Source organism: Sphingomonas sp. Tas61C01 (genome assembly GCF_052567495.1).
Map to the genome: position 1 here is coordinate 92,901 of NZ_CP199583.1, position 22,816 is coordinate 115,716.

Consider the following 22,816-nt stretch of genomic DNA (forward strand, 5'->3'; position numbering starts at 1 on the left):
ATGGGTCCCGGCGTTCGCCGGGATGACGGAGGTTGGAACGAGAGTTTTCCTCAACTGATCTGCCGCTTCTCCAGCTTTCGCGCCAGCGTCCGCCGGTGCATCCCCAGACGCCGCGCCGTCTCCGACACGTTGAACCCGGTCTCCGCCAGGGTTTCGTTGATGCGTTCCCATTCCATCGTCTTGATCGACGTCTGGCGCCCTTCGATCGGCACCCCAGCGTCGCCGTCGGTCATGCCGAAGGCGCGTTCGATGTCGTCGGTGTTGGCGGGCTTTGCGAGGTAGGAGGTGGCGCCGAGCTTGATTGCCTGAACCGCGGTGGTGATGCTGGCATAGCCGGTCAGCACGACGATCACCGTGCCGGGATCGGCGGCCTTCAGCGTCTGTACACAGGTCAGGCCCGAAGCCTGGGCGAGCTTGAGGTCGACCACCGCATAGTCGGGCGTCCCTTTCGCCAACAGCAGGTCGAGATCGGCCGGGCTCGCCGCCACCGCAACGTCGTAGCCGCGACGATCGAACGAGCGTTGCAGCGTGCGCGCGAAGGCGGCGTCGTCCTCGACGATGAAGAGGGTCGGTTTATCGGCCATCGTCTTGCTCCATCAGCGCAATCGAGGCGAGCGGCAGGCGCAGCGTCACCTCCGCGCCGCCCTGGGCGCGGTTGCGCGCAACGAGGCTGCCGCCAAGTTTGCGCATGACGTTGCCGACCAGGAACAGGCCGAGCCCGGCGCCAAGTCGCGGCTTGGTGCTGTTGTAGGGCTTGCCCAGGTTGGCGAGCTGATCGGCGGCGAAGCCGGGACCGCTGTCGTTCACGGTGAAGACGAGCTCGTCGCCGTCGCGGCTCAGGCGGATGCCGATCCAATCGGGCGACACCTCGGCCGCGTTGTCGAGCAAATTGTAGACCACCTGCTGCAGCACGATGTCCGACGCGATCGGCAGGTCGGGGCCGAACGCGTCGACATAATCCGCCTTGGCGTGGCCACGCGCCGCGCGCCAGTCTGCGACGACGCGGTCGAGGAAGACGCGGACGGTGGTCGCTGCGGATTCTTCGCCACGGGCGTCGCCCGATGACAGCAGGATGCTGGTGACGATCGCCTTGCAGCGCTGAACCTCGGCCTGCATCTCCTCCAGTTCCTGGCGAAGCTCCGCGTCGCGCGCGATCGTCGGCAGCCGCCGCCAATCGCCGAGGATCACCGACAGCGTCGACAGCGGGGTGCCGAGTTCGTGTGCGGCGCCCGAGGCGAGCATGCCGATGCGGACGATATGTTCCTCCTCCGCGGCCTGCTGGCGGATGTCGGCGAGGCGGGCGTCCTGCGCGCGGAGGTTGCCGTTGATCCGGGTCACGAACAGCACCAGCAGCACCGCGACCAGCGCGAAGCATACCCACATGCCCTGGACGTGGAGCCTGAACAGGGTCACGCCGAAGCCCGGCGGCAGCGCGATCGGGCGATAGGCGAAGGTGAGGACCGCGAAGGCGAGGCTGGTCGCGACCACGATCACCCAGGTCGACCAGCGATCGAGCAGGACCGAACCGAGCACGACCTGCAGCAGGAACAGCGAGACGAAAGGGTTGGTCGCGCCGCCGCTGAGGTAAAGCTGCGCCGACAGGGCGGCGACGTCGAGCAGCAGCGCGCCGAACAGCTCGGCATTGGTAATCCGCCGCGGCAGCCGCAGCAGCGCGATGCTGGCGACATTGAGCGCGACCAGGCCGAGCAGCACCGCGAGCATCGGCGGCAGCGGCAGATCGATGCGGAAGGCGAAATGGGTGAGCAGGATCGTCGCCAGCTGCCCGGCGACCGCCAGCCAGCGCAGCTGGACGAGCTGGAGCATGTTGTCGTGCCCGGCGCGCGCGGGAAGGTCGCCGATCACGCGGCATCCTCCGCATGCGTCAGGCGGAGCCAATATAGGAAGCCAGCAGCGGCCATGATGGCCAGCGTGTACCATGTGATCGCGTAGACCAGATGGCTGTTCGCGAATTGGACGACAGTAAGCCCGCCGACCGGCTGGCCGGGCGCGTTGGGGGAGGCGTCGGCATCGATGAAATAGGGCGCGACCGGAGCGACTCCGCGCTTGGCGGCAATCGCGGTCACGTCACGCGAATACCAGCGGTCGCGCGCCGGATCGTTGCTGCGCAGGAAGCCGCCGCCGGGTTCGCTGACGCGGAGGAGGCCGGTGACGGTGACGGTGACCGGGCCGGGCGGAGGCGGGGCGGTGCGTGTCGGCATGAAGCCGCGATTGATCAGAACGGTGATGCCCGTCGTTTCGCGCAGCGGGGTGAGCACCCACCAGCCGGGTCCGCGTATCGTCGACGCCTGGACGAAGGTGTTGCTACAAGCGAGGTAGGTGCCGCGCGCGACGACGCGCAGATAGGCGTCGTCGCCGGTGGCAGTACGGGGGGCGGGGACGGGCGGGGCGTGGATCCGCGCCTCGACCTTCGCGATCAGATCGAGCTTCCACGCCCGCCGCTGCACCTGCCACGTGCCAAGCGCGAGCAGCGCCGCGACCGCCAGCAGCCACGCCAGCCCGATCGCGGCGCGCGCGCGCGCGGTCACCCCATCTGGCTCATGTCTTGGGCAGGCATCATGTTGGCGTTCATGTGGTACATAACCCACAGCGATCCGCTGAGCGAGATCACGACGACGACGATCGTGAACAGCAGCGCCATCATCGACCAGCCCCCCTCCGCCCGACGGTTCATGTGGAGGAAGTAGATCATGTGGACCAGGATCTGCGCGACCGCGAAGGCCATGATGATCAGCGCGGTGGCCTGGCCGTCGAGCGGCTTGGTCATGACCATCCAGAACGGGATCGCGGTCAGCACCACCGATAGCAGGAAGCCGATCACATAGCCCTTGCGAGAGCCGTGCGCTTCCTCGTCGTCATGCGCGTGATCGTGGCTATCGGCGACGTGGCGATCATGCGTTTCGGTGCTCATCGCAGCATTCCCAGCAGGTAGACGAAGGTGAAGACGCCGATCCATATCACGTCGAGGAAGTGCCAGAACAGGCTGAGGCACATCAGCCGCCGGCGGTTGGCGGGGATCAGCCCCTTTAATTGGACCTGGACCATCAGCACAACCAGCCAGATCAGCCCGAAGGTAACGTGCAGCCCATGGGTGCCGACCAGCGTGAAGAAAGACGACAGGAACGCGCTGCGCTGCGGCCCAGCGCCCTCGTGGATCAGGTGCGAAAATTCGTAGAGCTCGATGCCGAGGAACGCCGCGCCGAACAGGCCGGTGATCGCGAGCCATCCCTGCATCTGGCCGCGCTTGCCGTCGGTCATCGCCAGCATCGCGAAGCCGTAGGTGATCGACGAGAACAGCAGCATGGAGGTGTTGAGCGCGACCAGCGGCAGATCGAACAGCTCGCGGGGGCCGGGACCGCCCGCATAGCTGGTGCCGAGCACCCCGTAAGTCGCGAACAGCATCGCGAAGATGAGGCAATCGCTCATCAGGTACATCCAGAAGCCGAGCATGGTGCTCGACCCCTCGGGATGATGCGGTTCCTCCTTCAGGTGGAAGAGGTCGCGATCATAGTCGGCGACGGCGCTCATGCGGCGGCTCCCGCGGTGAGCGCGGCGGTGCGCTTGCCCTCGGTCTCGGTGACCGTCGCCGCCGGAATGTGATGGTCGCGCTTGTAGTTGAAGCTGTGCCCGATCGCGACCACCAGGATCCCGACGAAGCTCAACCCCGCGAGCCACCACACGTACCAGATCATGCCGACCGCGAAGGCGGCGCTGAGACCGGCCAGGATCACCCCGGCGCCGGTGTTGCTCGGCATATGGATGTCGCGATAGCCGTCGATCGGGCGCTTGTAACCGCGCCCCTTCATGTCCGCCCAGGCGTCGCCATCATGGACGACTGGGGTGAACGCAAAGTTGTAGTCGGGCGGCGGCGACGAGGTCGACCATTCGAGGGTGCGGCCGTTCCACGGATCGCCGGTCGCGTCGCGCAGCCCCTCGCGATTGCGGATGCTGACGAAGAACTGGATGAACATCGCGGCGATCCCGAGCGCGACCAGGAACACCCCGAAGCCGGCGATGATGAACCAGATCTGCAGGCTGGGATCGTCGAAGGTCCGCAGCCGGCGGGTCACGCCCATCAGGCCGAGCACGTAGAGCGGCATGAACGCGAAGTAGAAGCCGCTGACCCAGCACCAGAACGACACCTTTCCCCAGAACCGGTCGAGCACGAACCCGAACGCCTTCGGCCACCAATAGTTGATCGCGGCGAAGGCGCCGAACAGGACGCCGCCGATGATGACGTTGTGGAAATGCGCCACCAGGAAAAGCGAGTTGTGGAGCACGAAGTCGGCAGGCGGCACCGCGAGCAGCACGCCGGTCATCCCGCCGAGCGTGAAGGTGATCATGAATGCGATCGTCCACATCATCGGCAGCTCGAACCTGACGCGGCCACGGTACATCGTGAACAGCCAGTTGAAGATCTTCGCACCCGTCGGGATCGAGATGATCATCGTGGTGATGCCGAAGAAGGAATTGACGCTCGCGCCCGATCCCATCGTGAAGAAGTGATGCAACCAAACGAGATAGGCGAGCAGCGTGATCACCATCGTGGCGTAGACCATCGAGGTGTAGCCGAAGAGCCGTTTGCCCGCGAAGGTCGAGGTGACTTCGCTGAACACGCCGAACATCGGCAGGATCAGGATGTACACCTCCGGATGGCCCCAGATCCAGATGAGGTTGACGTACATCATCGGGTTGCCGCCGAGCGTGTTGGTGAAGAACGCGGTGCCGGCGTAGCGATCGAGCGACAGCAGCCCGAGCACCGCGGTCAGCACCGGGAAGGCGGCGACGATCAGGATGTTGGTGCACAGCGCGGTCCAGCAGAAGATCGGCATCTTCATCATGGTCATGCCGGGCGCGCGCATCTTAACGATCGTGGCGATCAGGTTGACCCCGGACAGCAGGGTGCCGACGCCGGCCACCTGCAACGCCCAGATGTAATAGTCGACGCCGACGCCTGGGCTGTAGCTGATCCCCGACAGCGGCGGCATCGCCAGCCAACCGGTCTGCGCGAATTCGCCGACGAACAGGCTCATCATGATCGTCACGGCACCCGCGGCGGTCATCCAGAAGCTGAAATTGTTGAGGAACGGGAACGATACGTCGCGCGCGCCGATCTGGAGCGGGACGATGTAGTTCATCAGCCCGGTGACGATCGGCATCGCCACGAAGAAGATCATGATCACGCCGTGCGCGGTGAACACCTGATCATAATGGTGGGCGTTGAGATAGCCTTCGGACCCGTTGAAGGCCATCGCCTGCTGGATCCGCATCATGATCGCGTCGGAAAAGCCGCGGACGAGCATGACGAGGCCAAGGATCATGTACATGATCCCGATCTTCTTGTGATCGACGCTGGTGAACCATTCGGTCCACAGATAGCCCCAGAGCTTGAAGTAAGTCAGCGCGCCGAGCAGGAGCATTCCGCCGAGCGCGACCGCCGCGAAGGTGGCGACGACGATCGGTTCGTGGAGCGGCAGCGATTCGATCGTGAACCGACCGAAGATGGGGCTGACGGCGAGGGAAGCGGGGGCTTGCATGATATCGGCCATCTAGAGAACGTTCTGCTTGGGGACGGTGGACTTCTCGGGCGCCATCGGGCTGCGCTGCTTGGCTTGCGCCGGACTGGCAGGCGGTGCGCCGCCGGCATTGCCGGTGGTCAGCGGGGATTGCGGTTGCGGCGTTTTGGGAGTGCCGCTTTCTTCGCTATGCTTCATCGCCGCGGTGTCGCCGCCGTCATGGCGCATCATGTCCGCCATGCAGGTAGTTCCGGGACGGACGCATTGGTTGACCACCGCGTCGAACAGGCCTGGCGCGACCGAGGCGAAGCGCATCACCGGCACCTTTTCGCTCGGACGTTCGAGTTGCAGATAGTTGGCGCGGGTGAGCGTGCCGCCGGCGCCGCGATTGCGCGCGACCCAGGCGTTGAAGCCGGCATTGTCCATCCCGTGGAAGCGGAAGCGCATGTGCGAGAAGCCAGCGCCGCTGTAGTTGGCGGAGAAGCCCTCGTAATTGCCGGGCTTGTTGATCACCGCGTGGAGCTTGGTCTCCATCGACGGCATCGAATAGATCATCCCCGCAAGCGTCGGCACGTAGAAGGCGTTCATCACCGACGACGAGGTCAGCCTGAACCGGATCGGACGATCGACCGGGGCGGCAAGCTCGTTGACCGTCGCGAAGCCATATTCGGGGTAGATGAAAAGCCACTTCCAATCGAGCGCAACGACCTGCACCTCGAGCGGCTTGGTGTTGGCGGGAACGGGGCGCCCCTTCGACAGCCGACCGATCGGCCGATAGGGATCGAGCAGATGCGTGCCGGTCCAGGTCACCGCGCCTAGGCAGATGACGATCAGCAGCGGCGCCGCCCAGATCAGCAGCTCGAGCTGGGTCGAATGATCCCAATCGGGCTCGTAGCGCGCCGTTTCGTTGCTCGCACGATATCGCCACGCGAACAGCGCGGTCGCCGCAATCACGGGCACCACGATCAGCAGCATCAACACCGTCGCGATGATCACCAGGTTGCGCTGCTGCAGCGCGACGTCACCCATCGGGTTCATGACCACCATGTCGCACCCGGCGAGCGAGGCGGCCAAGGCGAGCACCGTAATAGCGCGGACGGCGGCGGACAGGCGCGAAGGGGAACCGATGGCTGGCATGAGCGGTAATTAGGCTCTGCTGCGGTGCAGCGACAGTGGACATTTTGTCCAATGTCGACGGCGCGCCGGGGAGGGCATAGACTGTTCGCGAGCCGCGGATCCGCGTTGCCCAGGATCCGGGGCGTTGAGAAAGACGTGACCGATGACCGCCAAGACCGCCTCCCATAATGCCGAACGCGACGCGCGGGCCATCAACGCGCGGCACGGCGACATCGCGCCGAGCGAAATCGCGATCGGCGTCGTGATCGGCCGTACGTCGGAATTCTTCGACTTCTTCGTTTATGCGATCGCGTCGGTGCTGGTCTTTCCCGCGCTGATCTTCCCCTATGTCGATCGGCTGACCGGCACGCTCTATTCGTTCGCGATCTTCGCGCTCGCGTTCATCGCGCGACCGATCGGGTCGCTCATCTTCCTGCGGGTCGACGAGGTGCTGGGGCGCGGCACCAAGCTGACGATCGCGCTGTTCCTGCTCGGCGGATCGACCGCGGCGGTGGCGTTCCTGCCGGGCTACGAGACGATCGGCAGCTGGGCCGCGGTGCTGCTGGCGCTGTTCCGGATCGGGCAGGGTATCGCGCTCGGCGGCGCCTGGGACGGACTCGCCTCGCTGCTCGCGCTCAACGCGCCCGAGAACAAGCGCGGCTGGTACGCGATGATCCCGCAGCTCGGCGCGCCGCTCGGGCTGATCGTGTCGAGCGCGCTGTTCGCGTTCTTCGTGACCACCTTGTCGCCCGAGGATTTCCTCAGCTGGGGTTGGCGCTATCCATTCTTCGTCGCTTTCGCGATCAACGTCGTCGCACTGTTCGCTCGGCTGCGAATGGTGTCGACCCCGGACTATACCGCGCTGTTCGAGAGCCGCGAACTCGAGCCGTCGCGTGTCGTCGACACGATCCGTAGCGACTGGCGCAACATCGTCATCGGCGCCTTTGCGCCGCTCGCGAGCTTTGCGCTGTTCCACATGGTCACGGTGTTCCCGCTGTCCTGGGTGTATCTGTTCACCAAGGAAGAGGTCGCGCGGTTCCTGGTGATCGAGGTGATCGGCGGCTTCGTCGGGGTGCTCGCGGTGATCGCGTCGGGGCTGATCGCCGATCGGGTCGGGCGCCGCTACGTGCTCGGCGCATCGGCCGCGGGTATCGCGGTGTTCAGCGGCTTCGCACCGCAGTTGCTCGATGGCGGCGAGATCGGCGAAGTGGTGTTCATGATCGTCGGCTTCGGTCTGCTCGGTGTCGCCTTCGGGCAGTCGTCGGGTGCGGTCGCCGCCAACTTCGCGACCGCGCGGCGGTATACCGGTGCGGCATTGACGTCGGACCTCGCCTGGCTGGTCGGCGCGGGCTTCGCGCCGCTGGTCGCGCTGGTGCTGGCGAGCCGGTTCGGGCTGGTCGCGGCGGGTGCGTACCTGCTGTCGGGTGCGATCGGGACGCTGCTTGCGCTCGGTATCAACAAGGAACTCGCGAATCGGACGTGAAACGGGTTAACTATATTGTTAGCGATCCGTCATTCCGCCAAGTCACCATATCCGTCACCGAAGATGATGAACGGCCGTTAATTAACCAACTATTGTTCCGAGGAGAGACTAGGTCTCGTTCATACGATATTGATGAACATATCGTTCATCTCGATAAGGTCTCCATCATTCAAGAGGGAGACGAACAATGAAGCAGATGTTGGGTGCGATCGCGGTTGCGGCACTTTTTACGGCGGTTCCGGCGATCGCCGCACCGGTGACGATCAATTTCACGGGCAACTCTGCGATCATCGGTAAGGACGGCAACGCGCGCACCTACACCGACGCTGCGCAGACGGTGAACGTCCGCGCAACTGCGTGGAGCTGGGACGGCAGCACGGTGCGCGATTCGTTTCTCGGCGCTTACGGTTCGGGCCTCGGCGTGACGTCGGGCGACGAACTCGGCCTGCTCAACACCCATGTCGTCGACAACCAGAACCGCGTCGATTTCATCCTGCTGCAGTTCGACCAGACCGTGTCGCTCACCTCGGCGGTGTTCAATACCTTCAAGGTCGGCCTCAACCGCGTCGCCGACAGCGATGCGACGGTCGCATGGGGGACGCTCGCCGGCGTCTGGAACCAGGGGCTGACCTTCGACGACACCAATGGCAAGGCGCTTGCGAAACTGTTCGCCGGTAGCGCCGACGCGCTCGGCAACGCGTCGAGCGGATCGCGGGCGCTGGATCTCGGCACCGCGGCGGGCAATTTCTGGCTGATCGGCGCGAACTTCGAGAATGCGGACCACAAGATCGACGGCTTCAAGCTGGGCGGCGTGACGCTGAAGACCGTCGCACCGGTGCCGGAGCCCAGCACCTGGGCGCTGATGCTCGCCGGCTTCGCGCTGGTCGGGGTGGCGATGCGCCGCGCGATCCGCACGTCGGAGCAGCGCTTCACCGACAAGGTCCGCCGCATCGCGACCGCCGGCTGAGCGCGACGATCCGGGTATGGAAAGGGGCTCGGACCGAGATGGTCCGGGCCCCTTTTGCTTGGTGCGGGATCAATGGAATGGGAGCGCCGCATCCCCTCCTTCGTCACCCCGGACCTGATCCGGGGTGACGCTTGGCGGCGAAAGCAACGGGCGTTTGCTCGTGCGACTCAGCGGGACCCCGGATCAGGTCCGGGGTGACGTGAGCAGGTCAACCGGGCAGCGAAACCGCTGCCCCGCCGTCAGCGATCGCCGTCGGGCAGGGGCCTGGTGGCGTCGCGGGCGAGCAGGTGGATCTCGTTGCCGACGAACTGCGCGCCATCCACCGTCTGGATGTAGAAGTTCCAGGGATCGTCATGCGCTGCGGCGATCGCCTGCACCAGCGTGTGGAGCTGGCCGCACAGCACGCCGCGCCAGTCAGTTCCGTCCTCGCAGCGGAACAGCGTCGCCTCGGCGGTCCATTCGATCGGCTTGGGGATGGTAACGGGCGTCATGATCGACTGATGTGGTAAGCGCTGCCGCAACCAGTTTCACCCGTGCTGATCGCCTCCGCCGCCGCCTGCTGTTCCGATTTGACGCAGATCGCCGGCGTCGGCGCCTCGTGACGTTTACGCCGTCCTAACCTGATCCGGCGCATGACCGCCGCAGAGGCGTTTAGGAACTGACATGGCATTGGCGGCAAAGCTCTACCGGGACGAACGCACCGCCGATCGGCAGCCGGTCAGCCTCGACGCGACGTTGCGCAAGCCGGACCAGCGCCCGGTCGACATCCTGATCGAGGACCTGTCCGCGGGCGGCTTCCGGATGACGACGATCGAGGCGCTGTCGCTCGGCGACGCGATCTCGGTCGGGATCTCCGGGATCGGCCGGCGCGAGGCGCGGGTCGTGCGGCGCAGCGGCAGCAGCTATGGCTGCGAGTTCGACGCCGCCGTCGCGGTCGCCGAGATCGAGCGCGCGCAGACCGTCGAGACGATCGTCCATGCCGATTTCGGCACCGTTCCGGCCGGCATCGCGGGGGATCCCGCGCTCGATCCGTTCGAACAGCGTATCCGTCGGCTGCGCGGTCCGATCCTGGCGGTCGCGACGGTCGCGCCCTGGGTCGCGATCGGGGCGGTCGCGCATGCGGTGCTCCGCTGAGCCGCGCCGATAGCGCCGGATCAGTAGAGCCAGCTGTTCCACTGCGCGACGACGCGCCACGTCCCGCCGTTGCGCTCGACCGCGTAGGTCGTGCCCCAATGGTCCGCTGTCACGGTCACGAAGCCGGAGCTTCCCGATCGCACTACCCGCGACAGCAGGTAGCGGCGCTCGCAGCCCGCGCGGAGGCGATTGAACAGCCACCAGCGCGCCGAGACGCCGGGCACCGCCTCGGCAACGCCGATCGTCACCGCATCGCTTTGGCCGACCAGGGCGAGCGAGGTCGCGGAGGCGTCAAGCCGGCGCTGGTCGGTCGCGGGCAGCGCCGCCGCGGTGGACTGCGGCTCCGCGATCCGCAGCCGGTTGCGGCCGATCGCATCCTCGAACAACGCGCGCTGCGAGACCGGGCCGAGCGCCCGGAGCGGCGCGGGATGGCGCCAATGACGGTCGCCCTCCGCGGCCTGCGCGCGCATCGTGCGGTAGATCGCGAGCGGCTCGCCACGGGTACGATCGTCGACGCAGAGCGGTTCGTCGTCGGTACGCCCTTCGGCCAGCAGCGCGAGGGTGGCGCGCACGATACGGCCGTCGTCGTCGATCGGCGTGCCGGTGCAGCTGGGCAACACCAGCACCAGTGCGGCGAGCATGTGCCGTGCGCGCGGCAGCCTGACCCCGGAACCCATCGCATCCCCCGCGCTCGTGACGTCGAGCCGACGGGCGAGGATGCCCGGGCTGTGGCATTTTTGCCGGCCGCCCGCGCAAAAGCAAGCGCGCGGGCGCAGGCTGTCGCGAACCGCGCGCCAATCGGCCGCGCTTATGCCTATATGGATGTGAACCGGGGGGTTTCGACATGACGGAAACGACAGTGGCGCTGCGCTTTCGCGAGCGTCGCGTCCAGTTGCTGGTGGCTGGCGGGTTGGCGATGGTCCTCGCCTTGGGGGCGTTGGTCGCGCGCAATGAACGCGCGCTATTCGTCGACGGCTCGCGCGATCCGAAGGCGTTCGGTGCGCTCGCGCTGTCGCCGCCGCCGGTCGGATCGCTGAAGCGGTTCGGCTGGGTGCCGCGCGACGTGCTCGCCCGCGACTTCGCCCCGGTGCGCAGCGCAACCCTGCCGCTCGCTCCGCGCCGCCGTACGCTCGGCGGCAGCAGCATGCCCGAGGAGGACGGCTTTGCCGGCCCCGTGGTGCCGATCGATGCGCTGCCACTCACGGCAGACGCGCTGGGCCTGTCCGGGCCGGCGCCGGTCGGCAGCCTGCCCGGGCCGGTCTATGCCAGCACCGGTGGCGGTTATGCCTCGGGAGTCGGCGGCGGTGCGGGTGGTGGCGGCGGTGGTGCGGCCGGTGGCGGGGCGGGGGGCAGCGCGCCCGCTGCCACGGCTCCGACCCCTGCGGAAACACCCGCGCCTGCCACCGGCACCGAGCCTCCCACAACGACGACGCCGATCCCGGGCGACGTGGCGACCGTGCCGGCGCCGACCGGCAGCGAGCCCGCGCCGATCGACGTCGCCTACCAGCCGCCGATCGTGGAAGGGCCGATGCTCCAGCCGCCGCCCGAGGACTGGCCGACGACCTCGCCCGACCCGTTCGAGACGTCCGAGCCGCTGCCGACGACCGAAACCCCGGCCACGAGCGCCGATCCGGTCACCCCGGTGCCGGAGCCGTCGACCTGGACGATGCTGCTGGTGGGCTTCGCGCTGGTCGGCGGGGCGATGCGGTGGCGTCCGGGCAAGACGCTGCGGCCAATCAGCCGGTGACGATTTTGCCTGCCGTTGGGAAAGGCGCCGGCGAGAAGCATCACGCCATCAACTAAGCCCGTCACCCCGGACACGTTCCGGGATCCTCCGACCCGCGACATTGACGACGCATGCTCCTGCGGGACGGTGGATCCCGGAACAAGGCTCTCCTGAGCGAAGTCGAAGGGTCCGGGGATGACGGCGTGAATTGCGTGCAGCGTCATGCGTGCGGACGAGATCTGCCCGTCAGCGCAGTTCCAGGCGTTCGCCGACCAGCGTGACCGACTTCATCTGCGACAGCGCGTTCTGGCCAAGCAGCGAGATCTTCAGCCCGTCCTCGACCACCGCTGCGCGGGTGGCGGTGAGGCGCTTGCCCGCCAGATCGACGCGATCGAGCATCGCCCAGCGCATCGTCGAACCGCCCGCGGCGGTCTCGATCCGTTCGGAACCGACGCCGCTCGTCACCCCCGCACGGCGCGCGTCGCTGCCGGTCAGGACCACCACGTTCGCGCCGGTATCGACGACGAAGCGGATCGGTGTGCCGTTGACGTGCGCGATGACGTAGAACAGGCCGTCGGCTTCCTTGTGCGCTCGCGTTACGTTGTCCGACGACGCTTCCACGGCGGGTGCGATGACGGCCGGCGTCACGCGGGCGGGTTGCTCGCCGCCGCTCGGCGACACGAAGCCGATGATCGCCACGATGGCGGGGGTCAGGGGCTTGAGAATGTTCAACATCGGCAAAGATTAGCCGGCAGTCCTGAAATCCAGGTGGCGGATCTTGGTTAATCCGGCAGTATCTTGCCGCCCGCTTGCCGGCGTCGCTCGCGGTGGAGGTGCAGTCCGAACGCCGCGATCGCACAGAGCAGCGCTACCAGCAGCAGCTCCACCGCGATCACCCGGTACGGCCAGGTCAGGCTGTCGCGGGTGGCGAACAGCACCTGGTAATCGCGCGCGACGTCGGTCCCGGCGTAGCGGAACAGTCGGACCAGCTCGCCGGGCAATGCCTTAGGCTTGAGGATACCACGCAGCGCGCCGTCGGTGCGCGCGCGGGCCAGCGTGTTGCGGCCGTCGATCTCGACGAAATAGCGCACCGTCTCGCCGCCGCCGCGGTTGCCGGGCGACACGATCGGCGCGAACCGGAACGATCGACGGGCGACGAACAGGTTCTCGCTCAATCCGGCGACCCGCTGCTCGATCACGTCGCCGACGAGCGTCGCGGCGCCGGTAACCTTCCCGTCCGCGCTCGGTGTCCCGATCACGATGCGGGACGGATTGCCGCTGTCGGCGGGCTGCGCGATCACCGTCGCGACCGCGATCGCGCTACCCACCGCGCAGCCGATCGCGATGCCGAGCAGCGCGCGAATGAAGGTGCGGCCGGGCAGGTCCTCGTCCGCGCGGCCGCGGAGCAGCCAGAGGATCGGCGATCCGAGCAGGATGACCAACAGCAGATAGGTCAGCGCGGGATAATAGCGCCCGAACGCGTCGAATTCCCATTCCGCGGCGAGCGCCATCAGGCCGCGATACGCCAGCAACTGCCACAGCAGCACCAGCGCCACCGCGATGCTCCAGGCGGCGAGCACGTGACGCAGCCGCAATCGCCGCGTCCAGGGCCAGGGCCAGGGCCGAATCGATCCGTCGCTGCCCTGTCGTGCGCTCGTCATGCCGCCCCCGTTCCCGCGTTCTCCCGCCGTCATTATAGGTGCCGGCGGGCGGGGTACAGGGCCCGTCCCGGTTCGGGAGCGAGGCTGCGCCCGATCAGTTGCCAAGCATGGCGCCGACTTATATGGGATCGGCAGGGGGTGGATGCCGGATCGGCGGGCGCAATGCGTCTCGCATGTCCTTGTTGCTGTCGCGGATGACGCGGCCTCGGCCATACGCCCTTGGGACGATCTTAACCGCTGCGGGCTAGTCACTTCATCGATCATGGACATCACCATCCCGACCAAGAACACGGCGACCGATGAGTCGTCCGGGATGGCGCCCGCGACCGACGCGCCGCCGGCGGTGACTCCGCGCGCCGCGCCGATCGACGCCCGCGACGTCACGACGCCGTCCTGGCGCGAGATGGGGCTGGCGATCTGGCATTCGTTCCGCGCCAATCCGATCTTCTGGCTCGGCATCGCCGCGCTCGCGATCCCGACGCTGCTCGACCTCGCGTCGCGCGGCTGGGGCACCGACGCCGCCGCGCATGCGCCGATCGTATTCGCCACCGCGATCTGGATCTTCGCGCGCAGTGCGCGGCAGGCCGCCGCCGCCGCGGTGCCGCCGCCCGCGTGGCGCGCCGTGCTGCTGCTCGCGCCGCTGCTGCTGCTCTACGCCGCGTCGCGGATCACCGGCCTGCTCGAGGTGCGGGGCCTAGCCGCCTATCTCAGCATCATCGCGGTGCTCTACGCGGTCGGCGGAGTTCCGGTGCTGAAGGTGCTGTGGTTCCCGATCCTCTATTCGATCTTCCTGATCCCGATCCCGGAGACCTTCATCGACGTCGGCACCCAGCCGATCAAGCTGGCGATCTCGAAGACGGTGGTCGGGCTGTTGTCGGCGCTCGGCTATCCGGTCGCGACCTCTGGCGTCAGTATCTATATCGGCCAGTTCGAGCTGCTGATCGCCGCCGCCTGCGCAGGGTTGAATTCGCTGATCAGCCTGACCGCGATCGGCAGTTTCTACGTCTACCTGCGGCACAATGCGAGCTGGCGCTACACGCTGATCCTGGTGATGGCGATCTTCCCGATCGCGGTGTTCGCCAACTTCATCCGGGTGCTGATGCTGGTGCTGCTGACCTATTATGGCGGCGAGGCGGTGGCGCAGGGATTCCTCCATGAATTCGCGGGGCTGTTCATGTTCGTCGTCGCGGTGCTGATGATCTTCCTGATCGACCGGATCGTCGGCGCGCTGCTCTACCGATTCGGATCGCGGACGGAGGCCGCCTGATGGCCTCGTCGGCACAGGATCCGCTGTCGCGGCGCAAGATGATGATCGGCATGGCGCTGGCCGGCACGGTCGCGCTGTCTGAATTGTATGTACCCAAGCGGAGCATGCCGCGGCTGACCGAGAAATCGTTCACCGCGATGTTCCCGACGACGATCGGGCCGTGGAGCTACCTGACCGCGTCGGGGCTGATTTTGCCGCCCGAGGACCAGTTGTCGCGCACGCTGTACGAACAGCTGCTGACGCGCACCTACGCGTCGGGCGATGCCGATCCGGTGATGATGGTGCTCGCCTATAGCAGCATCCAGGAAGGTCGGCTCCAGGTCCATCGGCCCGAGGTCTGCTATCCCGCGTCGGGCTTTGCGATCCTCGACAACGAGCCGACCGAGGTCAAGATCAACGACAAGTTCACGCTGCCAGCGCGGTTCCTGATCGCCGATCGCGGTGCGCGGCGCGAGTTCATCCTGTACTGGACCCGCGTCGGGCCTGACGTGCCGACTCGCTGGTTCGACCAGCGGCTGATGATGGCGAAGGCGAACCTGAAGGGGTACATCCCCGACGGCATGCTCGCGCGGGTTTCGGTGATCGGCAACGATCGTGACGAGGCGATGAAGACGCTGCAGGATTTCGTGCGGACGCTGGTCGGCTCGGTCGATCGTCAGGCCCGCACCCTGTTGATCGGTCCCCACTGAGGCAGCCCGGCGGCTGCCGAGTCGATCGGGTCGCTTGCGACGCAACCCGATCGACGGGCCCGATCAGGCCCGCGCGAAGGGTTTCAGGAAATAGATCGTGTACGCGATGACGCCGACGAAGGTCAGGATCGCGAAGGCATCGTAGCCATTGTTGCCGAGATAGTTGGTCACCGCGCAACCGCCTGCGGGAACTATATAATGATAGAGGGAGTCACGGCTCTCATCGGGCCCGATCGAACGCTGGAGCAGCAACACGACAAGGCCGGCGAAGAACGCCACCGTGACCCAATCATAGACTGTCTGCATCAGACTTCCTTCCCAATGTCCCCGCGGGGTTGTAACGATTTATACGCGACTTCCGACCATGCCGCGGCGTCCCGGTTAGTGGACGATGGGTTCTAGTGAAAGGCCGTTATGAAATCGAAAACTTTGACGATCCTGCTTCTGGCTTCGGCACTGACCGTGTCGGGCTGCAAGCGGGCGGCGACCGGCCAGGTGGTGGCGGTGGTCAATGGCGAGGAAGTGTCGCTGTCGGAGCTCAACGGCGAGCTGCAGCGCGCCGGTGCCCAGGGTGGCGACAAGAAGGCGGTCCAGGCCGCCGCGCTGCAGGGGCTGATCGACCGCAAGCTGCTGGTCCAGCAGGCGCGTGAGCGCGGGATCGACAAGGATCCGGAATATCTGCAGCAGCAGCGCCGGCTGAACGACGAACTGATGATCAGCATGCTCGGCAAGCAGGTCACCAAGAACGTGCCGGTGCCGTCGACCGCCGACGTCGATCGCTATATCGCTGCCAACCCCGCGATGTTCGGACAGCGCACCATCTATGCGCTCGACCAGATCCAATTTCCGGCGCCCGAGGATCGCACCAAGCTGAAGGCGCTCGAAGCCGATCACAGCCTGGACGAGGTCGCGACGACGCTCACGCAGATGGGGATCAAGTTCGGTCGTCAGAAGGGCGCGATGGACAGCGCGCAGACCCCGCCTGGCCTGATCAAGCAGATCAGCGCACTGCCGCCCACCGAGCCATTCGTGCTCGCGTCGGGTGGTCGCGTCGTGGTCAGCGTGATCGCCGACAAGCGCGTCCAGCCGCTCGAAGGCGACGATGCGCGGCAGCTCGCCACCCAGGCGATCCGTCGCGACGCGGTGTCCGACATCGCCAAGAAGCAGGTCAAGCAGGCCCGCGATGCGGCGAAGATCGAATATCAGCCGGGCTTCACCCCGACCGCTGCGGTCGGCGGTGGCGCAGCGGCGAAGTAAGCCGGCCGATGAGGAGCGCGCGCCGGGTCAATCGCCCGGTGCGCGCCCCTCGTTGCGCCCCGTTCCGTAACGGTGCCGGCGTGCGAGCAGGAAGATGCGAGGGCCGGTCACCAGATAGCGGCGCCACATGCGGCGCGGCTCCGCGGCGAGCCTGAACGCCCATTCCAGGCTCAGCCGCTGCATGATCCGGGGTGCGCGCTGGCGCTCGCCGATTACGAATTCCACCGCCGCGCCGACGCACAGGCCGATCCCGGTGGCATCGCGACGCGCCGCGATCGCGGCGGCGAGCAATTCCTGCTGGGGCGATCCGACCGCGAGGAAGGTGAAGCGCGCGCGGGTCGCGGCGACGAACGCCGCCGCGTTCGCCAGCGCGGCGGGGTCGGTGCGCAGCCCCATCGGCGGCGCATGATGGACGATGTCGAGCGCGGGCAGCTTTGCGCGCAGCCCCGCGGCGGTCTCCGCGGTGCCGCCGACGATCGCGATCCGGTCGCCGGCGCGCGCGACCTCGGTCAGCAGGATCATCGTCAGGTCGCTACCCGGTGCGACCGGCAGGTCGACCCCGTCGCGGCGGGCCAGCGCTGCAACGATGCGGCTGTCGCAGGTGCACCAGTCCGCTTCGCGGTACGCCGCCCAGATCGCCTCGCGATCGGCGCGATGCTCGCCATGCAATCGTACGAGGTGATCGACATTGGGCGTAACGAGATAGGCGAACCGCGCCGTCGGATCGCGCGCGTCGAGCGTCGCGACGATCTCGTCGAGCGGCAGCGGATCGAACGCGATTCCGAGATAGTCGCGACGGGCAGAGCGGGTCATTGCGACGCCGCGGTCCGCTGATCGCGTTCGGCGGTCTGTTCCTCGGGCGGGACCGGGGGCAGCGCGATCTGCTGGCCGTGAAGTCGCGCGATCAGCGCCCTTGATCGCGAGACGCAGGCGCCATCCTTCAACGCGGCGCAGAGCTGCGCGCGCAGCCGCCAGGCGAGCACCGATGCGGGGTGCCGAATCGTGAAGGCGCGGACTTCGCTCTGCACGTCCGCGGCCTTGCTGCTGCCCAGTGCCTGCGCGACATAGAGCGCGAGGAACGCCGAATCCTCTTCGTTGTCGTTGTACGCGCCGTTGATCGTCGCCTCGGCCGCGAGCTGGTCGCCGCGCAGCCGGTAGATCTGCGCGAGCAACGCGACTGCGTTGGCGGAGCCCGGATTGTCGCGCGCCACCACCCGCGCATCGCGCATCGCGGCGTCGTAGTCGCGGGCGCCGATTGCGGTGATCGCGCGCGCGGCAAGCGCGATCGGCTCGGCGGGGTCGATCGCGAGTATTGCGGCCGCTCGCCGCGCGGCATCGGGTCCGCGACCGATCTGCGCCAGCGCCAGCGCATAGGCGGCGTGCAGATCGGTCGTCGATGCATCGAGCGGGCGCGCCGCGGCGAGCGGCGCGAGCCGCGCGACCGCAGTGGCAGGATCGCGGACCGCGAGCGCGTGCTGCGCCAGCGCAACCGCGAGGCTCGGCTCGGCATTGGCGCCGGCGAACAGCCGGGCGGTGTCCGCGCCAGCGACGTCGGCGTCGAGCAGCATCGCAACGGTCAGCGCGCGGGTCGCATCGCTCGGATCGATCCGGTGGATCGCGGCAAGCACGCCCGCCGCCGGGGCGACGCGGCCGGTGAGGATCAGCTGGCGCGCCCATTCGATCTGGGTGGTGGGATCGCGGGGTTGCTCGCCGGCGTTGCGTTGCGCGACGCGCGCCAGCCCGGCACCGTCGCCGGTGCGTTCGTAGATCGACACCAGCTGGCGGCGCAGATCGGGGCTGCCGCCGCCCGCCGCGAAGATCGGTGCGATCAGCGCGAGTGCGGCGGCGTCATCGCCCTGGCGCAGCAGGATCCGGCTCTTCAGGACGCGTGCGGCTTCGTTGGTCGCGTCCTGCGCCAGCGTCTTGTCGACGGTCGTCATCGCCTCGTCCAGGCGTCCGAGCCGATAGGAGATCGTTCCGCTGACCAGCTGCGCGTTGACGTCGTTGGGATCGAGCGCGAGGATCTGGGTCGCATAGTCCTTGGCGAGGTCGAGATCGCTGGTCGCCAGCGCCAGCTGCGACACCGCGTCCAGCGCCTCGCGATTGGTGCGATCCTGATCGAGTGCGTTGCGATACGAGGAGAAGGCGCCGCCGTAATCCTTCAGCTGCACCTGGTTGCGCGCGCGCGCGATCCACAAGGCGGGGATGTCGTCGCGCAGGCTGACCGCGAGGTTGAACTTCTCCGCCGCCGCCGCATACTGCCCTGCCGCGGCGAGCTGGACGCCTTCGTTCATCGCGTTCGCCGCGCGTTCCTGCTTGGAGGCGCAGCCGGTGGTTGCCAGCAGGAGCGCGATCGCCGCCAGCCGGATGTGCGGGTGGCGGCGGCGCGGCTTCGTCATGGTCGTCATCTCGCCATCGTCCTGTTATTCGGTCGCTTGCCGTCTCGATCCGCCCTTCGGCGACGCATCGAACCGTCCGGCGATGATCCTGGAAACCACAGGCGTCCCGAAATTGCCGCTATGCAGCATCTAAGCATATGGCTTTTGCAAGCCAGCGCGATTAAAGCAACATCCGCTATGAAGTAGGCTTTCGGGGGATACACAATGAAGGTGGCAATTGCGTGCGCGGCGGTGCTGGCCAGCGCAACGGGATCGCTGGTTGCCATCCCCCAGGCGGTGGCGCAGCAGGGCGGGGCGAACAAGCTCCCCGCCTATCGGATCAACCCGGGCGACGAGATCGAGGTCTATGTCTGGGGCGAGGAGCGCTTGCAGCGCGGCATCCGCGTCCTGCCGGACGGCAGCTTCTCCTTCCCGCTGGTCGGGCGCGTCGAGGCGGCGGGCAAGCTGCCTTCCGATATCGAGACCGCGATCACCAAGGGGCTGTCGGCGCAGTTCCGCGACCAGGTGCCGCAGGTGACGGTGTCGGTGCGCAACCCGAGCGGGTTCCAGTTCTCGGTGATCGGCAAGGTCCGGTCGCCGGGCGTCTTCACCCCGGGCAAGTATGTCAATGTGCTCGAGGCGGTCGGCATGGCCGGCGGCCCCGGCGAGTTCGCGGATACCTCCAATGTGCTCATCCTACGCAAGCAGAACGGCTCGCTGGTGACGATGCGGGTCCGGTTGAACGATGCCATCAAGGGCAATCCGAGCTCGCGCGATCTGGCCGCGAACGGCTTTCCCGAGCTGCAGAGCGGCGACACGGTGATCATGCCATGACAATGGTGCGCAAGCATCTTCTGATCGGTGCGGTCGCGACCGCCGCCTGTGCGTTGCCGAGCGCCGTCGCGGCGCAGAACCTGGTGCCCTCCGCCACCGTCACGGTGGGCGGCGGCTATTCGAGCAACCCGTTCCTCGGTCGCGGCGACAGCAAGGGGTCCGCGAATGCGCAGGTGACGGTGACGCCGCGGCTCGACATCATCGACGACACCGACAGCGGCGTGATCTCGGGCTTCTACAACCGCACCGAATATTTCAACGGCTACGACGCCAATGACGGTTACGGCGTCAACGTCAGCGCCAACCACGCGATCAATACGCGCACGTCGGTCGGCGTGTTCGCCGGCTACGACAGCCAGATCCTCGGCGCGGGTGGCGCGTTCTCGAACGCGCCGGTGATCCTGCCGGGCACGATCGGAACGGGGGCGGGCGGTATCGGCGGTGTCGGGACCGACCCCGTAACCGGTGGCACGACCGGCGCGGTGCCAGTGGTGCCGGTGCCGACGAACCCGGTCATCATCGATCCGGGCGTGATCGGTGGCGATATCGGGCTGATCGGCCTGCGCCAGCGTCGCAACAGCCTGAACGCCGGCATCTTCGGCAGCTTCCGGCCGAGCGAAGTATCGAGCTGGAACTTCGGCGCCAACGTGTCGCGCAATTCCTATCCGGACAGCAGCGGCCTGGCGATCAGCTCGCGCTCCTACGGCGTCAACACCGGCTATACGCGCAGCCTTTCGGAGCGTAGCTCGGTCGGGCTCCAGGTTTCGGGCACGGTCGTCGATTATGCACGGGTGCCGAGCTCGCGCTTCGTCAATCCGCAGGTGACTTACAGCAGGCTGCTGGCGGAGCGCTGGTCGCTCAATCTCGCGGTCGGTGTCAGCTATGTCGACGACGGGTTCAGCAGCAACGTCACGCCGTCGGCGAACGGATCCCTGTGCCGATCGAGCGAGCGCGGAAATTTCTGCCTGCTCGTCGCGCGTCAGCCGAGCGTCAGCGCCTTCGGGGGCGCGCGCAACCAGACCAGCGTGAGTGCGAATTATTCCTATCGTCTCGCGGAGCGCACCAGCCTGTCGGCGAATGCCAGCTACCAGCGGGTATCGAACGGCATCTCGGTGTCGCCGGCCGACACGTCGGGCCGCGATCAGGGTTACATCAACGCATCGGCAACGGTGAACCAGCAGCTCGCGCGGCGATTGTCGGCGTTCGCGACGGCGCTTTATCGCGACGTAAACGGTCTTGGCGTACCGACCAGTGCGGATCTCGGCGGCCGCATCGGGCTCGCGCTGACGGTAGGTGGACGTCAATGAACGACGCATATGGCACGGAAACGGATGTCCCCGGCGGCGACGGCGGCGGCGGGATCATCGCCTATTTGCCGTCGATCCTGTGGCAGCGGCGCTGGTGGATCATCGTGCCGCTGGTGCTGTGCACGATCGCCGGCCTGGCGGCGGCGTTCCTGCTGCCCTCGACCTACCGGTCGAGCGCGACGTTGCTGGTCGAGACGCCCGAGTTGCAGCCCGGTGTCGAGGGGTCGCCCGAGACCGGGCTGATCGACAAGCGCATCGCGAAGGTCCGCCAGCAGGTGCTGAGCCGTCCCGACCTGATCGAGCTGATCGAGAACAACAATCTGTACAGCGAGGAGCGGCAGGACAAGCCGCTGTCGGAGATCATCGAGAAGATGCGGTCGTCGACCAGCATCTCGCCGGTCAGCGCCGATATAGGCGGCAACGGCAAGGGATCGAACACGATCGCCTTTTCGCTGAGCTTCGAATATCCCGATCCGCAAAAGGCGCAGCTCGTCGCGCAGGATTTCGTCGAACGGCTGGTCCGCCTCGACGCCGCACAGACCGCGCAGCAGGCGACCGGCACCGTCGAGTTCCTGCAAGAACAGGCCAACGGCTTGTCGACCCAGATCACCGCGCTGGAACGCCAGATCGCGGGGATCAAGGCCGCGAACGGCATGGTCCTGTCCAATTCGAACACGATGATGCTCGGTGGCAGTGGCGGCTTCCAGTCGCAGATCGCGGGTCTCCAGCGTGAGAACGCGCAGCTTCAGTCGCAGCTGCGATTGCAGGCGACGGCGGTCGATCGCGATCCGGCGGTGGCGGGTGCCGAGGCGCAGCTGGCGGGTGCACGGGCAGTCTATTCGGACAATCATCCCGATGTCCGCCTGGCCGAACAGCGTCTCGCCGAAGCCAAGCGCTTCGCTGCGACGAACAACAAGAAGTTCAACCCGGGTTCGGTGATCCAGCAGCAGATCGCATCGAACAACGCCGCGATCGCAAACCTCTCCGCAGCGCAGAGCGCGGAGCAGGCACGGACCGGTGCGGTGATGACCGCCCAGGCCCGCGGCCCTGCGGTGAACGAGCAGATCGCGCAGCTCCAGTCGCGCGCCGATGGTCTGCGTGCAAACTATCAGACGGTCGCGACGAGCCTGATCGGCGCACGCGGCAGTGCCAAGCTCAGCGAGCAGCAGAAGGGCGAGCGCCTGTCGGTGATCGATCCGCCAGTCGCAGCCGATCAGCCGAGTTCGCCCAACCGGCCGGTGTTGATCCTCGGCGGCATCGCCGCGGGGCTCGGGATCGGGGTGGTCCTCGCCTTCCTGCTCGAATTGATCATGCAGCCGATCCGCGGCGTGGGTTCGCTGCAGCAGATCATCGGCAAGCCGCCACTCGTGATCGTGCCGAATCTCGACCCACGCGGCCGTCGGTTTCGGTTGCCGTGGCGCCGCGACGACGACGACCCCGAGCCCGGTCTCGCCGGCTAAGGA

Annotated in this window: 24 protein-coding genes; 10 read left to right on the top strand and 14 right to left on the bottom strand. The window is 67.0% G+C overall.

The window, feature by feature from the left end:
* Positions 1–50: 50 nt before the first annotated feature.
* From ACT009_RS00385 to cyoA, 7 genes are read right to left on the bottom strand one after another with little or no spacing between them, the layout of a single operon-like run.
* Positions 51–584 carry a response regulator transcription factor gene (locus tag ACT009_RS00385; protein WP_445192438.1) on the bottom strand — a complete coding sequence of 178 codons (534 nt, stop codon included), beginning with the start codon at positions 582–584 and terminating at the stop codon, positions 51–53.
* On the bottom strand, positions 574–1,824 hold the full coding sequence (locus tag ACT009_RS00390; RefSeq protein ID WP_445193959.1) for an ATP-binding protein: 1,251 nt from the start codon (positions 1,822–1,824) through the stop codon (positions 574–576). Before ACT009_RS00390 ends, ACT009_RS00385 begins: the two co-directional genes overlap by 11 nt.
* 35 nt (positions 1,825–1,859) lie before the next feature.
* A complete protein-coding gene (locus tag ACT009_RS00395) occupies positions 1,860–2,546 on the bottom strand; it encodes an SURF1 family protein (RefSeq protein WP_445192439.1) in 687 nt (228 codons plus the stop codon).
* Positions 2,543–2,929 carry a cytochrome o ubiquinol oxidase subunit IV gene (gene cyoD, locus ACT009_RS00400; RefSeq protein ID WP_445192440.1) on the bottom strand — a complete coding sequence of 129 codons (387 nt, stop codon included), beginning with the start codon at positions 2,927–2,929 and terminating at the stop codon, positions 2,543–2,545. Before cyoD ends, ACT009_RS00395 begins: the two co-directional genes overlap by 4 nt.
* Positions 2,926–3,546, bottom strand: coding sequence for a cytochrome o ubiquinol oxidase subunit III (cyoC, locus tag ACT009_RS00405; RefSeq protein WP_445192441.1), 621 nt, complete (start codon positions 3,544–3,546; stop codon positions 2,926–2,928). The genes cyoD and cyoC overlap by 4 nt, the downstream gene beginning before the upstream one ends.
* Positions 3,543–5,555, bottom strand: a complete 2,013-nt coding sequence (gene cyoB, locus ACT009_RS00410) for a cytochrome o ubiquinol oxidase subunit I (RefSeq protein ID WP_445193960.1) — start codon at positions 5,553–5,555, stop codon at positions 3,543–3,545. Before cyoB ends, cyoC begins: the two co-directional genes overlap by 4 nt.
* Positions 5,556–5,567: 12 nt before the next feature.
* Positions 5,568–6,671 (bottom strand): ubiquinol oxidase subunit II, encoded by a 1,104-nt coding sequence (gene cyoA, locus ACT009_RS00415; RefSeq protein WP_445192442.1) that lies wholly within the window; start codon positions 6,669–6,671, stop codon positions 5,568–5,570.
* Positions 6,672–6,813: 142 nt separating this feature from the next.
* Between cyoA and ACT009_RS00420 the strand changes: the two genes are divergently transcribed.
* Both ACT009_RS00420 and ACT009_RS00425 read left to right on the top strand, forming a co-directional pair.
* Positions 6,814–8,133, top strand: coding sequence for an MFS transporter (locus ACT009_RS00420; RefSeq protein WP_445192443.1), 1,320 nt, complete (start codon positions 6,814–6,816; stop codon positions 8,131–8,133).
* Between the two features lie 187 nt (positions 8,134–8,320).
* Complete coding sequence (locus ACT009_RS00425) at positions 8,321–9,100, top strand: PEPxxWA-CTERM sorting domain-containing protein (protein WP_445192444.1); 780 nt, start codon at positions 8,321–8,323, stop codon at positions 9,098–9,100.
* Positions 9,101–9,339: 239 nt separating this feature from the next.
* Here the strand turns inward: ACT009_RS00425 and ACT009_RS00430 are convergent, their stop codons facing one another.
* Positions 9,340–9,591 carry a hypothetical protein gene (locus tag ACT009_RS00430; RefSeq protein ID WP_445192445.1) on the bottom strand — a complete coding sequence of 84 codons (252 nt, stop codon included), beginning with the start codon at positions 9,589–9,591 and terminating at the stop codon, positions 9,340–9,342.
* A 172-nt stretch (positions 9,592–9,763) separates the two neighbouring features.
* On the opposite strand from ACT009_RS00430, the gene ACT009_RS00435 reads away from it, so the two are divergent.
* A complete protein-coding gene (locus ACT009_RS00435) occupies positions 9,764–10,234 on the top strand; it encodes a PilZ domain-containing protein (RefSeq protein ID WP_445192446.1) in 471 nt (156 codons plus the stop codon).
* A 20-nt stretch (positions 10,235–10,254) separates the two neighbouring features.
* Here ACT009_RS00435 and ACT009_RS00440 read toward each other — a convergent pair whose 3' ends face one another.
* Positions 10,255–10,911: a hypothetical protein gene (locus tag ACT009_RS00440; protein ID WP_445192447.1), complete on the bottom strand. Its 657-nt coding sequence runs from the start codon at positions 10,909–10,911 to the stop codon at positions 10,255–10,257.
* A 167-nt stretch (positions 10,912–11,078) separates the two neighbouring features.
* Between ACT009_RS00440 and ACT009_RS00445 the strand changes: the two genes are divergently transcribed.
* The gene (locus ACT009_RS00445; protein ID WP_445192448.1) at positions 11,079–11,981 is read left to right on the top strand and encodes a PEPxxWA-CTERM sorting domain-containing protein; all 903 of its coding nucleotides are present in this window, start codon (positions 11,079–11,081) and stop codon (positions 11,979–11,981) included.
* A gap of 225 nt (positions 11,982–12,206) precedes the next feature.
* Here the strand turns inward: ACT009_RS00445 and ACT009_RS00450 are convergent, their stop codons facing one another.
* Positions 12,207–12,695 (bottom strand): retropepsin-like aspartic protease family protein, encoded by a 489-nt coding sequence (locus ACT009_RS00450; protein ID WP_445192449.1) that lies wholly within the window; start codon positions 12,693–12,695, stop codon positions 12,207–12,209.
* A 47-nt stretch (positions 12,696–12,742) separates the two neighbouring features.
* Positions 12,743–13,621, bottom strand: coding sequence for a hypothetical protein (locus ACT009_RS00455; RefSeq protein ID WP_445192450.1), 879 nt, complete (start codon positions 13,619–13,621; stop codon positions 12,743–12,745).
* A gap of 262 nt (positions 13,622–13,883) precedes the next feature.
* Here ACT009_RS00455 and xrtV point away from each other — a divergent pair, with 262 nt between their 5' ends.
* Positions 13,884–14,888 carry an exosortase V gene (gene xrtV / locus ACT009_RS00460; protein ID WP_445192451.1) on the top strand — a complete coding sequence of 335 codons (1,005 nt, stop codon included), beginning with the start codon at positions 13,884–13,886 and terminating at the stop codon, positions 14,886–14,888.
* The gene (gene epsI / locus ACT009_RS00465; protein WP_445192452.1) at positions 14,888–15,577 is read left to right on the top strand and encodes an exosortase-associated protein EpsI, V-type; all 690 of its coding nucleotides are present in this window, start codon (positions 14,888–14,890) and stop codon (positions 15,575–15,577) included. Before xrtV ends, epsI begins: the two co-directional genes overlap by 1 nt.
* 63 nt (positions 15,578–15,640) lie before the next feature.
* Here the strand turns inward: epsI and ACT009_RS00470 are convergent, their stop codons facing one another.
* The gene (locus tag ACT009_RS00470; protein ID WP_445192453.1) at positions 15,641–15,883 is read right to left on the bottom strand and encodes an XrtV sorting system accessory protein; all 243 of its coding nucleotides are present in this window, start codon (positions 15,881–15,883) and stop codon (positions 15,641–15,643) included.
* 108 nt (positions 15,884–15,991) lie between these two features.
* Between ACT009_RS00470 and ACT009_RS00475 the strand changes: the two genes are divergently transcribed.
* Complete coding sequence (locus ACT009_RS00475; protein ID WP_445192454.1) at positions 15,992–16,834, top strand: EpsD family peptidyl-prolyl cis-trans isomerase; 843 nt, start codon at positions 15,992–15,994, stop codon at positions 16,832–16,834.
* Between the two features lie 27 nt (positions 16,835–16,861).
* Here ACT009_RS00475 and ACT009_RS00480 read toward each other — a convergent pair whose 3' ends face one another.
* Both ACT009_RS00480 and ACT009_RS00485 read right to left on the bottom strand, forming a co-directional pair.
* Positions 16,862–17,647 (bottom strand): WecB/TagA/CpsF family glycosyltransferase, encoded by a 786-nt coding sequence (locus ACT009_RS00480; protein WP_445192455.1) that lies wholly within the window; start codon positions 17,645–17,647, stop codon positions 16,862–16,864.
* Positions 17,644–19,242, bottom strand: coding sequence for a tetratricopeptide repeat protein (locus ACT009_RS00485; RefSeq protein WP_445192456.1), 1,599 nt, complete (start codon positions 19,240–19,242; stop codon positions 17,644–17,646). Before ACT009_RS00485 ends, ACT009_RS00480 begins: the two co-directional genes overlap by 4 nt.
* A gap of 195 nt (positions 19,243–19,437) precedes the next feature.
* Between ACT009_RS00485 and ACT009_RS00490 the strand changes: the two genes are divergently transcribed.
* From ACT009_RS00490 to ACT009_RS00500, 3 genes are read left to right on the top strand one after another with little or no spacing between them, the layout of a single operon-like run.
* Complete coding sequence (locus tag ACT009_RS00490; RefSeq protein ID WP_445192457.1) at positions 19,438–20,046, top strand: polysaccharide biosynthesis/export family protein; 609 nt, start codon at positions 19,438–19,440, stop codon at positions 20,044–20,046.
* The gene (locus tag ACT009_RS00495) at positions 20,043–21,353 is read left to right on the top strand and encodes a hypothetical protein (protein WP_445192458.1); all 1,311 of its coding nucleotides are present in this window, start codon (positions 20,043–20,045) and stop codon (positions 21,351–21,353) included. The genes ACT009_RS00490 and ACT009_RS00495 overlap by 4 nt, the downstream gene beginning before the upstream one ends.
* Positions 21,350–22,813, top strand: coding sequence for a Wzz/FepE/Etk N-terminal domain-containing protein (locus ACT009_RS00500; protein WP_445192459.1), 1,464 nt, complete (start codon positions 21,350–21,352; stop codon positions 22,811–22,813). Before ACT009_RS00495 ends, ACT009_RS00500 begins: the two co-directional genes overlap by 4 nt.
* Positions 22,814–22,816: the final 3 nt, after the last annotated feature.